Below are 13,610 nucleotides of genomic sequence, written 5' to 3'. Positions count from 1 at the left end.
GATCGATCTGAATATGCATCCGGCACCCAGGCTGCCGGTTTTCGCGAAACGCACCGGTCAGTTCAGGTTGAACGAGAACGGCACCTGCACACGTATCGCCTGCCCTTGCGCGATACAGCTGAAGCGCCTCACCGCCGCCAGCGCCGCCCGATCGAGGATCGGGTCGGCGGACTGCGCGACGCGCTCGCCGGACACGCGGCCGTCCGCATCGACGACAAACTCCACCAGCACGTTGCCGGTGATGTTGTTTTCCAGCGCTTCTCGCGGATAGCGCAGCGATGCGCGCACCTGCTCCGAATTCGGGCACACGACGCCCACTTCGTGGCTCGGCGCAACGGGTGCCGCGGGGGCAGCCGGCAGCGCAGGGGCGGAGACCACGGGGGTCGCCGTGTGCGCCAGCGTCGACTGCGCCTGCGCGTGGACCGGCACCTCGGGCGGCGGCACGAACATTCGCGGCGGGGGCACCACCTTCGACGGCTGCGCCTTCACGACCGGTTTCGGCGGTGGGGGCGGCGGAGGCGGTTTGACCGGCTCGATGATCCGTACGTCGACCGGGTGCTGGACGATCTCCGTCACGCGATTGGCGAGACCGTTCAGCAACGCATAGATCAGCGCCGCGTGCAGCAGCAGGACAGCCGCGATGCCGCCGTAGCGGCGCACAGGATGGCCGCTCGCCTGCCCGTACGGGCGCGGTTGTCCGGCGGGCCGGCGGGCCGGGGCGGGTTGCGCAAACATGGAACCTCCTCGAATCGTCTGCGCGTCAGAACGGCGCGCTCAGTTGCACGCCGATCGTGCGCGGCTGGATCACCGACGCCCACACGTTGCCGCCGAGCGGCACATAACTCGTGTTGGCGGACAGCAGGCCCTCGCGGTTGAACAGGTTCCTGACGAAGAACGACAGGCTCGCGTAGCGCAGGTCGACGCCCAGTTGCAGATCCGTGACCGCATAGGCGGGCAGCACGAAATCGGGCGAGCCCGTGGCGCCCGCGAAGCTCGCATGGCGCTCGCCCACGAAGCGTTCGGTCGCACCGGCGACAGCCGACCACGGGCCGAGCGGAAAGCGGTAGCTCGCACCCAGCGATGCCGCGAACTTCGCGGTGTTCGGCAGACGGTCGCCCGTGCGCGCGCCGACGCTCGGCGACCCCTTGGTCAGGTACGCGTCGATTGCGGCAAGCGACGCGTTGAACGACAGGGCCGACGTCGGCCGCACCACGCCCGATGCCTCCAGCCCCTTGATCCGCGCATTGCCCGCGTTGACGAGCTGCGCGACGCCGTCCACCGCCCCGTACTGCTGGATGTCGTGCCACTCGATGTCATAGGCCGACAGCGCGACCGACACGCGGTTGTCGAGCAGGTCCGCCTTGTAACCGACTTCGTAGTTCCACAGCGTGTCGGGCCTGTAGGTCGGATTGCCGGCGATCAGTTGCCCCGTCACCGCACTGACCGCCATGCTGTTGGGGCCACCCGGGCGATAGCCGCTCGCGACGCGCGCATAGACGTTGCTGGTCGGCGTGAGCTTGTAGCTGGCCGTGAACATGTACGTCTTGCTCGTATCCGATGACGCGCCCGGCGCGGACAACGGTGTCGGCACGAGCATGCCGGACGTCTCCTGCCGGTAGTCCTGACTGTTGTGGGCAATGCGCATGCCGGCCGTCAGCGCGATGCGCGACGTGGCGTTGTAGGTGACGTCGCCGTAGGCCGCGAATTCCTGGTAGCTGCCGGAATAGCCGAGCTTCTCCAGATCGCCGAGCGGTTGGCCGCCCGCGGTCGCACGATAGGCTTGCACGGTGGTGCTGTGCTCATGATCGTAATAAAGCCCCGCGACCCACTCGAGCGTCCGGTTGCCGGGCGAGGTCAGCCGCAGTTCCTGCGTCACCTTGTTGGTGCCAACGGTGGAACTGGGCGTGACGGTGCTGACGTCGAGTCCGCCCGCCGCGAGGATCGGCGCATAGAACGGCGTGAAGTCGAGCGTCGTCGACGTACGCAGCGACTGGTACGCGGAAATTGCATTGAGGCGCGCCCAGCCGAAATCGTATTCGGCATTCGCGGTGTAGAACTGGTTGCTCTGGTGATACGGCTCGGGTGCATCCTGCAGTTTGGTCAACGCGCCGTACGCGGGCCGGCCGTCCATCCCGTAGTCGACGTAGTTCTGCCCGCTGCTGTTGATGTTCTGGATCGTGGCCGTGAATCGGAACGTGAGCTTGCGCGTCGGCGTCACGAGCAGCGACGCACGCATACCGGTGGTGTCGCTCCGGTTGATGCGCGTGCCGGCTGCCGCGCCCGTCGCGTCGACGTAACCGCCGTCGTGATTGTTGAACGTGGCGATGCGCAGCGCGGCGACGTCCTGTTTCAGCGGCAGGTTCAGTACCACGTTGGTCGTGTTGTTGAGACCGCCGTGCCAGGTCGACGAGAACGTCGTCCCGACCGTGCCGAAGAAGCTCTCGGTATCGGGCTGGTTGGTGACGTATTTCAACAGGCCGCCCATCGCGCCCGCGCCGTACAGCGTTCCTTGCGGCCCGAACAGGATCTCGATGTGGTTCAGGTCGAGCAGCCCCATGTCGAGGGCCAGCGCGGCCCCGCCGCCCGACACGGTATTCGAGCCGAGCGGCGTATCGTCGACGTACACGCCCACGGTCGGTCCGACGTCCTTGCCGGCCGTCACACCGCGCATCGAGATCGTTCCCTGGCCAGGGCCGCCCCCGCTGTTGAAACCGACGCCCGGCTGCGTCGACAGGTAGTCGCTCAGCTTCGTGGCGCCCGACTTCTGCAGCGCGTCGCTCGACAGCGTGTCGATCTTCATCGGCACTTCGCGCGCGGGCTCACGGCGCCGGTTGGCCGTCACCTCGACGGAATTGAGCGTGATTGCCGCGCTGCCGGCGCTGCCGTGCGCATCGCGGCTCGCGGCGGGCGCCGCGTTCTGCGTGGCAGCCGACGCGGGCGGCTGCGTGCCGGTCTGCGCGGGTTCGGTCTGTGCGCACGCGCCCGATGCGGCAAGAAACATCTGCATGACGGAAACGGCAACCAGCGTACGCCTGAATATCGTCGACTCCACTGCGCCCCCGCCCTTCTTGCTTGCCATCTGCATCTCCTCCTGTCTGTCTGAACGTAAGCGGACGTGTCCGACTTCCCGAGCCGTCCGGCGTGCGGACCGCCCGTCCGAATGACTCCAAGGTAAGCAGCCAAATCGGCCGCTGCTTTTGCGCAACGCCGAAAAACATTGGCTACCGTCCTCGGCCGATCGCGTCCTGCCGATCGCGCAAAAAGCACGCACGCAAGCGGTCGCGGCGCGCCGTGCGGCAATCGGGCAACCGGGGTGGAATGCGGGAAAGGAAGAAGATGAAGCGTGCCTTTCGCGCGCAGGCGCGCACGAAAGACACATCACGCACGGCAGGGCCGCGTGCGGCGATGCGGCGGCCGGACGGCCGCGCGGATGACGACGTTAAAGCGCCTGCGCGCCGACTTCGCAGCGCGGTTCGAAACGGGTACGGAAGGCACGCAACACGAGACCCAGCAGGATCACGCTGCCGACGGCGGCCGGCACGCCGAGCCACGCGATGCCCTTGAGCAACGCGTACGGTGCGCCGTTCAGTGCATCGGAGATCGCTCCCACCGAGGGCACGGACACCGCCTGGAACGCATAGGTGACGAGCGACGACGTACCGACGACGCGCCCGCGCAAATGCGGCGGCGCGATGTCCTGCAACAGCGTCGGTGTCAGCGCGGCCCCGCAGATATAGACCGCGATGATGCCTATCATGCACGCGAGCAGCATTGGCGCGCTCGTCGCGAACGACAGGCTCAACAGCAGCAGTGCGGCGAGCAGCGCCATCGCGCAACCGATCACGACCGGCAACAGCCGGCCCCAGCGCGCCCGCAGACATCGCACGGCCAGCACGCTCGCCAGCAGGCCGAGCGCCGACCCGCCGCCCACCGCGATGCCGCTGTACAGCCCCGACTGCGCGACGTCGACGTGAAAGTCGCGAATCAGTGCAACCGGCGCCCAGCCCAGGATCGCGCCGACATAGAATGCCGCCATCGCATAGCCGACGATCAGGCACGTCAGCATCGTGCCCGAGCGCCGCCAATAGTGCACGAGCGTCTCCTGCACGCGTTCGCGCACGCCGGCCGTGCCGCCGCGCGGCGGATGGCCGACCAGCGCGAACAGGCACGCGACGACGGGCCCCGGTATCGAGACGAGCAGGAACGCCAGCCGCCACGGTTCGATCGACAGCGCATGCGCGAGCGGCGCGGCCAGGCTGAAGATCGCACCGGCACCGGCGATGCCGAGCCCGGCGCCGAACAGCGCGACCGCGAAAAAGATCGTGTTCGCCGCCGTGCGCAGCGCGGGCGGAAACAGGTCGGGCAACAAGCTGTAGACGACCGGCCCGAGCCCCGCCTCGCCCACCGCGAGTGTCAGCGTGCAGAGGAACAGCATCCAGCCTTGCGTCACGAGGCCGCAAAGCGCCGTGCCTGCACTCCACACGAGCACGCAGCCGACCAGCAGCCAGCGCCGGTCGACCCGGTCCGTGAGCCAGCCGAGCAGCGGCGACGCCAGCGCGCCAAACAGGATGGGGCCGAAGCCGACGATCGCCCCCAGGCTGGTGTCGCTGAGCTGCAGGTCGCGCTTGAGCGGCTCGACGGCGAGCGTCAGCATCTGACGGTCGGTAATGCCCAGTATCGCGGCCAGCGCGAGCACGGCCAGCGCAAACCATGCGCGCGACAATGACGGCGATCGACCGGTTGTTTCGTTTAACACGCTGCGTCTCCTCCGCTGACGATCCTGCCCATAGACAATAGCCGCTTGACTGCGGCAAAACTTTCGCGAACGGCCGGCAGTGTTTTGCCGGCGTCCGCGGGACCTCGACTGCCTGACGGTCAGGGTAGGGTCATGCCGTGATTTCGTCGAAAGGCCACATCGGGCGCGCCAGGCGTGCGTAGTCGTCGGCCCTGAAGTCGAGACTCAGCGATCCCGGCGTATCGCAGTAGTAGATGGCACGTGCCAGCGGGCCAAACAGTGCCTGGAAATGCTGCGTCGACTTCACCACGACGATGCGGCAACGCCGCAGGTCGATGCCGAGATCGAAAAAGCAGCTCGGACTGTAGGTTTGCTGCCGCACGGAGTTGACCACCACGCGCACGCCGTCGATGTCCAGTACCGCGGAAAGGCCGAGGCCGGGCCCCGGAAACTTGAACGTCTCGTCGCGTTGCGCCAACCCCGCATCGACGGCCAGGACCCGGGCGACCACGTCGAGCGGGCGCCCCGCGCGCGGACCGCTCTTGCCGCCGAGGCGCAGCGCGATCGTCGCGCCCACGCCGGCGTCGCGCGCGAACACCGCCGCGACGGGATCCCAGATCATGCCGATCGCCACGTTGCGCAGACCGCGCTCGAGGATGGCTTCGAGGATGAACGTGGAGTCGGAGCCGGCGCCGCCGCCCGGATTGTCGGCCGTGTCGGCAATCACGAACGGCCGGCCGGGCGCGTCGGGCGGTGCGGCTTCGATCTCGTCGAGAATGCGCTCGATCGGCAGGCGCAGCGCGTGCGTCTCGTCACGCACGGCCACGAAGCCGTGCGCCAGTTCGCGTGCCAGCGTGCGGCCCTGTGCGCTTGCCGCAGCGCGATTGCCGTCGCTCACCACCAGCACGCCGGCGCCCGTATCCGGGAAATCGGACCACGGGAATCCATGAATCAGCGACACCGACAGGATGCCGTCGCGCCCCTCCCGGTCCGCCGCGTCCTGGTTCAGTCTCGCCATGCGCGGCTCGGTCGTGAAGAACATGCCGAGCATCGGCACGCGTTCGAAGTGCATCGTCGGCCGGATCTCGCCGCGCGCGGCTCGTTCGGCGAGGTTGATCAGGTCGACCGCCCGTTCGTCGAAGTCGGTATGCGGATAGTGCTTGCACGCGAGCAGGATGTCGCAATGGTCGAGCATCGCCGCCGTGACGTTGGCATGCAGGTCCAGCTCGACGCCGATCACGACGTCGGGGCCGACGAGCGCGCGCGTCTTCGCCAGCAGGTCCCCCTCGCAATCGTCGTACCCCTGCGCCATCTGCGCGCCGTGCAGCAGATACAGCACGATGTCGACCGGCTGCGCGCCGCGCAGCCCGTCCAGGATCTCGTCGCGCAGCGTTTCGTAATCCTGCTGCGAGCACGGTGCGCCGGGTTCGGCGAACGCGAAAATCGACGCGCTCACGTCATGGCCGCGCGCACGCGCCTCGCGCACGAATGTGCCGTAGCCGACGAGTTCGTCCGCCCGCTCGTCGGGCACGCCGCCGGCCGGCCGGTACAGCGTGCGCTCCTCGAACGAGTGCAGGCTGGTCGGAATCGGGGAAAATGAATTGGTCTCGTGCGCTAGCGCGGCAACGAAGATACGCATGGTCACTCCTGCTCGGTGTTGAGTATCGGTCGGTGAAACACGGCCAGGCGGTCATGCAGACGTCATGATCTGCATCGGCATCACGAATCCGTGCCTTCCCAATAATCTGCATGACGAAATAATTTCGACTGCCGTCCGGCCTGGCGACATCCATCGGATGCAGCGGACAGGCGCCCGCCCGGGGCGCGTCAGTCCTCGCGTTTCAGATAGCGCAAGCGTGTATGCACGCCCAGCGGCCGGTCGCCGTCGCCGCGGAAGGACACCAGCGCCAGCCGCCCGTTGATCCCGCAGAGCTGCGCATCGGACGTCCCCGGCGGCGCGAACAGGTCATCGGCCAGCTGAGCCAGTTCGAGAACGTAAGTCGAGCCGCCGTCGAACGCGAAGCGCGTCTCGCCATCACCCGCTTCCACGCCACTGCTCGGCCACTGCGTGGCCCGGCGGCTGTCGGCATCCATCTCGGTCCAGTACGCTTCGACCGACAGCCGCTCGCTTCCCGCCACCGACGCGAGGCGCATCGGGTAATGCCGGTATCGGCCCGCGTAACGGGACAGCGCACGGGTCGATGCGCGCCGCTCGAACGGCATCACGGCGTCGTGCCCGAGATGCGCGAGCGTCGCGAGCAGCACCTGGTCGTGCAGCGGGCTGGCGCCGGGGCCCGTCCCGGCGGTGAACACCACGAGATCCAGCTCGGGACAGATCGCGAAGCTCGACGTGGTGCCGTACGTCGTGCCGCCGTGCCAGTACACGGTCACGCCGCTCACCGGTACCTTCCACCACCCGAGGCAGATCGGCGGCACGCACGGGCGCCCCGAATCGAAGGTCACGGCCTGCATGGCCGCGATCGTCTCCGGCGCGAGGATCCGCGTGCCGTCGATCGAACCGCCGGCCAGATGCATGCGCCCGTAGGCGAGCATGTCCCGCACCGTTGAAATGGGCGTCGAACCGGCACCTGCCAGCGACGGCGGCAACAGGTACGCATGCGTGGCCTGCAACGCGCCGCTCGTCGCGTTCGCAAACACGCCCACCGCATGCCGATGGAGGATCGCCTGCTCGGCCGACGTGCACGATTCGTTCATCCCGCAGGGACGGAACAGCGCTTCTTCGAGCACCTGGTTGTACGGCTTGCCGGACAACACCTCGATCAGCCGCGCGGCCACCACGAAGCCGGGGTTCGAATAGTGGATCGTCTCGCCCGGCTCGAACAGCGTGCCGAAGCCGGACAGGCGATCCACGAAGTCGCGCGTCGCGCCCGCGCCGGTTTCGGCCATCGGGCTGAAGCCGTCGGCATCGATGCCGTTCGTGTGATTGAGCAGATGCCGGATACACAGACCTTGCGCGCGCGCCGGCTCGGCCAGCGCGAACGACGGCAGGTGCGCGACGACCGGATCATCGAGGCCGATCCGGCCCGACTCGACGTAACGCATCAACAGGTGCGTCGTCATCACTTTGGTAACCGAACCGATCTGGAAGCGCGTATCGACGGTCATCTCCGCGCCGGTGTTCAGGTTCGCGACGCCGTGCGCCAGTTCGATCTGTTCGCCCCGGTGCCAGACGCCGGCGACATAACCGGCCGTGGCCCGACCGGTCACGGCGTTCGCAAGCAGGTCGTCAAGCTGGTGCCTCAGGATTTGCATAGCCGGATTCCATGGTAAGAAAATGTGCGTCGCCCCGCGCCGCGACATCGATCGTGGCAGGCACGCATGTCGCCAATGTAAGGGCGTTCCGCACCGCGTCCTTTTGCCAGCGGCCGGAATGCTTTTGCGCGCGACTGCCGCGGGCAGGGCCGGCAAGCATCACCCCGGCACGCGCAGGCAGATGGACGCACCCGACAATTCCGTGGCGGACAGCGAAAGCGCGCGACCGATGCGTCGGTTATGGTGTGAGGTCCACGGGCAGGCATGCGATCGCTCGCCGCCGCCCCTTCAAGTTCTTGCGGAATCGGGGAATTCCAATGCGCACATGGCTTCCGGCCTTCCTGAGTCGCGACTGGGCGGGCCTGCCCATCGCGTTCGCCATCGGCAGCGCGGGCGGCGTGCTCGCGTGCGCCGGCCTGCGCGTGACGGGCGGCATCGTACTCGTCGTCGGCATCGCGCTCGCGGCCGGCGCGCTCCATCACCTCGCGTTCCTGGCGCGCTTGCGCAAGACCTGCCCGCCTCCCGGAAAACTCGTGGATGCCGGCGGCCATCGCATCCACGTCCTTGCGGAAGGCCGCGCGAACGACCTGCCGCCGATCGTGTGGATGTCGGGTGCCCACATGGGCGGCCTCGTGCTGCATCATCTGCATCTGGCGTTTCGCGACACGACGCGCTCGATCCTGATCGACCGGCCCGGCAGCGGCTGGAGCGAAGCCGGCCCGTATCCTCGCTCGACCGCACGCGAGGTCGAAGAAGTGGTAGAGGCGCTGCAGCGCGCGGGCGAACACGGGCCGTTCGTGTTCGTCGGCCATTCGTTCGGCGGCCTGCTCGTCGCCAACCTCGCGCGCCGCCATCCGAATCTCGTCCGCGGCCTCGTGCTGCTCGATGCGACGCATCCCGACTTCTTCAACTATGCGCCGCCGTGCCTGCGCCCCACCGCGATGGTGCTGGGCGGCAACCTCGGCGGGCTGCTGCACCTGTTCGGCATCCACCTCGATCTGTTCGACGTGCTGGGCCGGCGCCAGCCCGCCGTCAGGCATTTGCTCGACCTCGTCAGGACCTGCCTTGCGGACGCGATGGCGCTCGGCGCCGCGCGCATCGAGATGCATGCGCGCGCCGGTTTCAGCGCCGCATCCGCGCTGTCGGAGCTGAGCATCGCGGGCAGCGCGCGGGCAGGCTTCGACACGCTGGTTCACGATGGCGAGCTCGGCGATCTGCCGGTGTTCGTCGTCACCCCGCGCGACGCGTTGGAGATGCGGCCGGAGAACGCCGCCGACAGGCACAAGCTGTATCGCCGCATGGGTGTCGACGAAGCCGGCTTCGCGCGCTATCTCGCGCTGATGACCGCATTGCGCGGCCGCTATCTGTCGACGTCGTCGCACAGCGAGCTGATCCACGCGCCGGCCGGCAACGGTCACAATTTCCCGTACGAATCGCCGGCGTTCGTGGTGCAGGTGGTCGACCGCATGCTGCGCATGCACGCGTGCGTCGCCTGACGCACGCGCCCTGCCGCTCAATCGAAGGTTGACGGGCGTTCGGCCGCCACCGAACCGCCGCGCGCGCGCAACTCGCGCGGCGACATGCCGAACCGCTTCTGGATCGCGACGGAGAAGCTGCTCGGATGGTTGTAGCCCACCGCGTATGCAACATCGGTGACCGGCACGCCGGGCTCGCGCAGGAGCCGCAGCGCCTGCTGCATGCGCAGTTCGTGCGCATATTCGTGCACGCTCTTGCCAAGCAGCGTGCGAAACCCGGCACACAGGCTGCTGCGGCTCAGCCCGACCTGACGCGACAGCGCGTCGAGCGAAGGCGGTGCAGCGAAATGCTCCTGCAACACCAGTTGCGCCTTCGATACCGCGCGCCGCGTCATGCGGGTCACCTCGCCGCGCCCGGCGTCGTCATCGGCATGCTGCACGGCGTCGGAGACCGAATCAATCGCATGCGCGACGATCTCGAGGCTGCGCCCATGCAGGTAGATCGACCGGCTGCGGCCGTCGAGCGGGCAGTCGCCAATGCTCTGCAAGCAGTCGAACAGCACCGGTGAAATCGGCGCCGCGTGCATGAACGACTCCCTCAGCGTACCTTCGACGAAATGCCGCAGCGGGGTCGGCAACGCGTCCTCCGCACCGGCGTAGAGCGCGCTCAGCGCACTGCGGTGCAGGTAGATGCTCGTCACCTGATGGTGGCCACGCTCGATCACGTCGCCCGCCGGCATGCCGTCGGGTTCGGCGACCAGCATCATCGAAGGACCGTCGAGGTCGATCTCGCGCCCGGCCACCGAATACGACCCGGTTCCGCAGCGAGCGATGCGGATGCGCAGCGTGTTCTGTCCACGCGTGCGCCGCCGCACGACGCCCGCGAAGCTGACGTCGACGGACGTCATCCAGAATGCCGGCGATTGTGCGTGAAATTCGGTCCGGCCTTCCGCGTACGCGTTCGCATAGTCGACGCGATAGTGATGTCCGTTGCCGATCTGCCGGATCTCCGTCGACGGAAAATCCGGCACCGACAGGTTCGTGGCCGGCACGGCCAGATCGCGACTCAGCGAATCGTAGTCAAGGTACGGGGAATACAGGTTCTGCAACATCGGCGCGGGACTCCGGTGGCCGCCCCGCGTCCTGCCGGAAGCGAGGCGCGATTCTTGCGATCGCGGCAACGCTTCTTTATATCAAGCCGGAAATACGACGCAAAGAACATGTTTACCCCCGAATCCGCCCGCTACCGGCAAGCAGCAACGGTCCCGACCGGCCACCTCACGCTCCACGCCCCCGCCCTGCCGCAACCCGTCCGGCTCGCGCGACACCGGCCGCGCCGCGCCCGTCACGACACCAGCACGTCGTCCCCCTTCACCGCATACGCGGCCTCCCGCCGCCGCAGCTTCATCGCGATCAACGCCGCCAGCACCGCCAGCCCGGCGCCCGTGAGAAACCCGCCCGTGTAACCGACCTTCGCGGTCAGCGACAGGATCGTCGACGATGCGATCAGCTCGCCGAGATCGCGGGTGCTCTGCACGGCCGTTACGTCGGTGCCGGCCTGATCGCTGCCGCCCGCGAAGCGCATGCCGGCCGTCATGATCGAGACGGACGTGATCCCCGTCGCCAGCGAGCCGAGCACCGTGCACAGCCACGCCCACGACGCGGACACCGGCAGCCATCCGCTCGCCTGCGCAAACCACAGCAATGCCGCGGCCCCCGCACAGCTCACGCCGGCCGTAAACGCCCGCCACAAACCGAGCCCCCGCACGAGCCACGCGCCGCCGCCGCAACCGAGCACGACCGTCACGACGCCACCGGCCATCCCGAGTTTCCCGATCGCGTCGAGCGTCCAGCCCGCATCGTTGAGGAACAGCTTCGACAGGCCGAAGCCCGATACGGCCGTCATCGCCGACAGCAGCGCGAGCGACAGCAGCGACCACGAACGCGGCCGCTTCGCGAAGCGCACGAGGCTCGCAGTGTGCTCGGACCGGGCGCGCGCGCGATCCGCGTCGCGCGGCAATACCCACAGCACGCAGACCAGGCTCGCGAGCGGGACGGCCGCCAGCGCGAGAAACGCGGCTTGCTGGCCGAACAGGCCGATCAGCGTCAACGTGCCGGCGCCGCCGCCGAAGAAGCCGATCATGACGCCCGCGATCTGGATCGCGTTGATCTTCGCGAGTGTGTCGCCGCTGAAGTGCTCGGCGGCCATTCCGTCGTTCGCGATGTCCTGCGTCGCGCTCGCGAGCGACGCGATGGCCAGCAGACCGACCGCCCACCCGGCCGTCGCGACCGTCATGCCGATCTGCGCGAGGCTGGCGAAGCACAGCACGACCACGGCCTGCATCGGCAGCATCCAGCTGCGCCGCCGGCCGATGCGTGACGACCAGCGGTTGTCGACGACGGGCGCCCACAGGAATTTCACGACCCACGGCAGCCCGACGAGCGGCAAGAACGCAAGTGCGTGAAGCGGCGCGCCGTCGTGGCGCAGCAGTGTCGGCATCGCGTCCATCGCAATACCGATTGGAATTCCCTGTGACAGGTAAAGCAGCGTGATCGTGATGACCAGGCGGCGATGTTCGAGCAGATCGCGCATCGAAGTCTCCAGTTGCATGAGGTTAAAAAGAATCGGCGCCGGCCGGCACGCGCGCGGCCTGCATGGCGTCGCGCCGCGGACGGCGAGCCGACCGCAGCAGCAATGCGCCGAATGCGACGAGTGCCGCGTCGATCGGCCAGTAAACCGGGTGGGCGGCACCAAGCAGCGCAATCGCGCAATGCGTCGCGCCGGCCAGCCCGTATGCCGCGCCGGCCGCCCGCATCAGGACGCGCAGCCCTGCCGCGCGCTCGGCCACACAGGCCGCGAGCGCAATCGCGCCGCCCCACACGGCCCAGAACAGCATCGCGAGCGCATGATCGACATGCACGCCGTCGGGCAATGCGCGCCCGGCAAACAGCAGCACGCCGCCCGCCAGCACGAGGCCGCCGCATGCGCCGACCGCAACGGCGGCCAGCGCGTCGGCCGAACGATCGCGCTGTGCACGCCGCCGCTCGATCCACAGATGCAGCCCCGTTGCGCACAGCGCGCATGCGGCGAGTCCCATCAGGAAATGCAGCACGCGCAACACGCCGCCCGTCGCGCCGACCCAGCCGTATTGCGCGAAATGCAGCGGCTGCACCGCGACAAACGCGCGCAGCCAGAAGCCGCGGCCGCGCGACGTGGCGTCCGCGAGCCATTGCCCGTCCGCCGCGCGATACAGGTGACGCTCGAACACGGCCGTGCTCGGCAGGCCCGCAGTCGTACCCGCAATCTCGATGCGCGCGTTCGCGTCGCCCCAGCGATGCAGCACGACGGCCTCTTGCCGGAACCCGGGCACGCGTGTCGCATCGCGCCGCAGCAGCGCGTCGAGCTCGGGCGCGTGCCGCCACGGGCCGCCCGCCTCGACGGGCGGCGGCCCGCCGAGCAGTGCGGCGAATGCGCGCTGCGGCTGCCCCGGATACGCAACACCTGCCAGCGACACCGTGCCGAGCGCGCCGAGCCCCGACAACGCGCCGGTGAACGCGAACAACACGAGCCACGGCGTCCCCCACAGGCCGATCCACGCGTGCAGGTCGAACAGCGCGACACGCAACCCGCGGCCGCGCCGGATGCGCGCCGCGTCGGGCCAGCGCCGGTGATGGACGACCAGGCCCGCGACGATGAGCACGAGCAGCACGATGCCCCACAGGCTGACGAAGATGCGGCCGGGAAACCCGGCGAACAGCGTCTTGTGCAGCGTGACGATCAATGCCCCTCGTCCCGCGTCGGGCAGCGGCTCGCCCGTGGCCGGATCGAGCGCGAGCGTGCATGCCTGGCGTGCGTCGCAGAAACGGATGGCCGGATCGGCCGGCTGCGGCAGCACGATGCGCGCATCGCGCAACGCGACCCCGCGCGCCGCCGCGCGCGCGACGAGTGCATCGAGCGGCAGCGTCGGCCGCGCGACGGCGACCGGCGGCGGCCGCCACCAGCCCTGCATCGAATCGAAGGCGAGACTCCAGGTGCCGCTGAACAGCACGACGAACAGCACCACGCCGAACAGCGCACCGGCGCCGCGATGCAGCGCGCGCCAGCGCGAACGCGACGAAGCGTCCAT

9 protein-coding genes are annotated in these 13,610 nt (G+C 68.6%); 1 reads left to right on the top strand and 8 read right to left on the bottom strand.

The annotated features are described in order from the left end of the window. Positions 1-57: 57 nt before the first annotated feature. From ACWMMN_RS20260 to ACWMMN_RS20240, 5 genes are all read right to left on the bottom strand, one after another. Entirely contained in the window at positions 58-735 is a 678-nt protein-coding gene (locus tag ACWMMN_RS20260) for an energy transducer TonB (protein ID WP_059239428.1), read from the bottom strand. 25 nt (positions 736-760) lie between these two features. Further along, positions 761-3,079 carry a TonB-dependent receptor gene (locus ACWMMN_RS20255; RefSeq protein ID WP_486423852.1) on the bottom strand — a complete coding sequence of 773 codons (2,319 nt, stop codon included), beginning with the start codon at positions 3,077-3,079 and terminating at the stop codon, positions 761-763. A gap of 360 nt (positions 3,080-3,439) precedes the next feature. Next, positions 3,440-4,756 (bottom strand): MFS transporter, encoded by a 1,317-nt coding sequence (locus ACWMMN_RS20250; protein ID WP_155627264.1) that lies wholly within the window; start codon positions 4,754-4,756, stop codon positions 3,440-3,442. 130 nt (positions 4,757-4,886) lie between these two features. After that, positions 4,887-6,374, bottom strand: a complete 1,488-nt coding sequence (locus tag ACWMMN_RS20245) for a M81 family metallopeptidase (protein ID WP_256087258.1) — start codon at positions 6,372-6,374, stop codon at positions 4,887-4,889. Between the two features lie 188 nt (positions 6,375-6,562). Beyond that, on the bottom strand, positions 6,563-8,008 hold the full coding sequence (locus tag ACWMMN_RS20240) for a serine hydrolase domain-containing protein (protein ID WP_059239423.1): 1,446 nt from the start codon (positions 8,006-8,008) through the stop codon (positions 6,563-6,565). A 317-nt stretch (positions 8,009-8,325) separates the two neighbouring features. On the opposite strand from ACWMMN_RS20240, the gene ACWMMN_RS20235 reads away from it, so the two are divergent. After that, entirely contained in the window at positions 8,326-9,504 is a 1,179-nt protein-coding gene (locus ACWMMN_RS20235) for an alpha/beta fold hydrolase (RefSeq protein ID WP_059239421.1), read from the top strand. A gap of 17 nt (positions 9,505-9,521) precedes the next feature. Here ACWMMN_RS20235 and ACWMMN_RS20230 read toward each other — a convergent pair whose 3' ends face one another. The 3 genes from ACWMMN_RS20230 to ACWMMN_RS20220 form a co-directional block, all read right to left on the bottom strand. Then, entirely contained in the window at positions 9,522-10,595 is a 1,074-nt protein-coding gene (locus ACWMMN_RS20230) for a helix-turn-helix transcriptional regulator (protein WP_059239419.1), read from the bottom strand. 233 nt (positions 10,596-10,828) lie between these two features. Next, positions 10,829-12,076 carry a RhtX/FptX family siderophore transporter gene (locus ACWMMN_RS20225; RefSeq protein WP_486423851.1) on the bottom strand — a complete coding sequence of 416 codons (1,248 nt, stop codon included), beginning with the start codon at positions 12,074-12,076 and terminating at the stop codon, positions 10,829-10,831. A gap of 22 nt (positions 12,077-12,098) precedes the next feature. Then, positions 12,099-13,610 carry a PepSY-associated TM helix domain-containing protein gene (locus ACWMMN_RS20220; RefSeq protein WP_486423850.1) on the bottom strand — a complete coding sequence of 504 codons (1,512 nt, stop codon included), beginning with the start codon at positions 13,608-13,610 and terminating at the stop codon, positions 12,099-12,101.

The organism is Burkholderia cepacia complex sp. TUM26381, from assembly GCF_057439935.1.
This window is presented reverse-complemented; position numbering and strand designations above follow the sequence as displayed.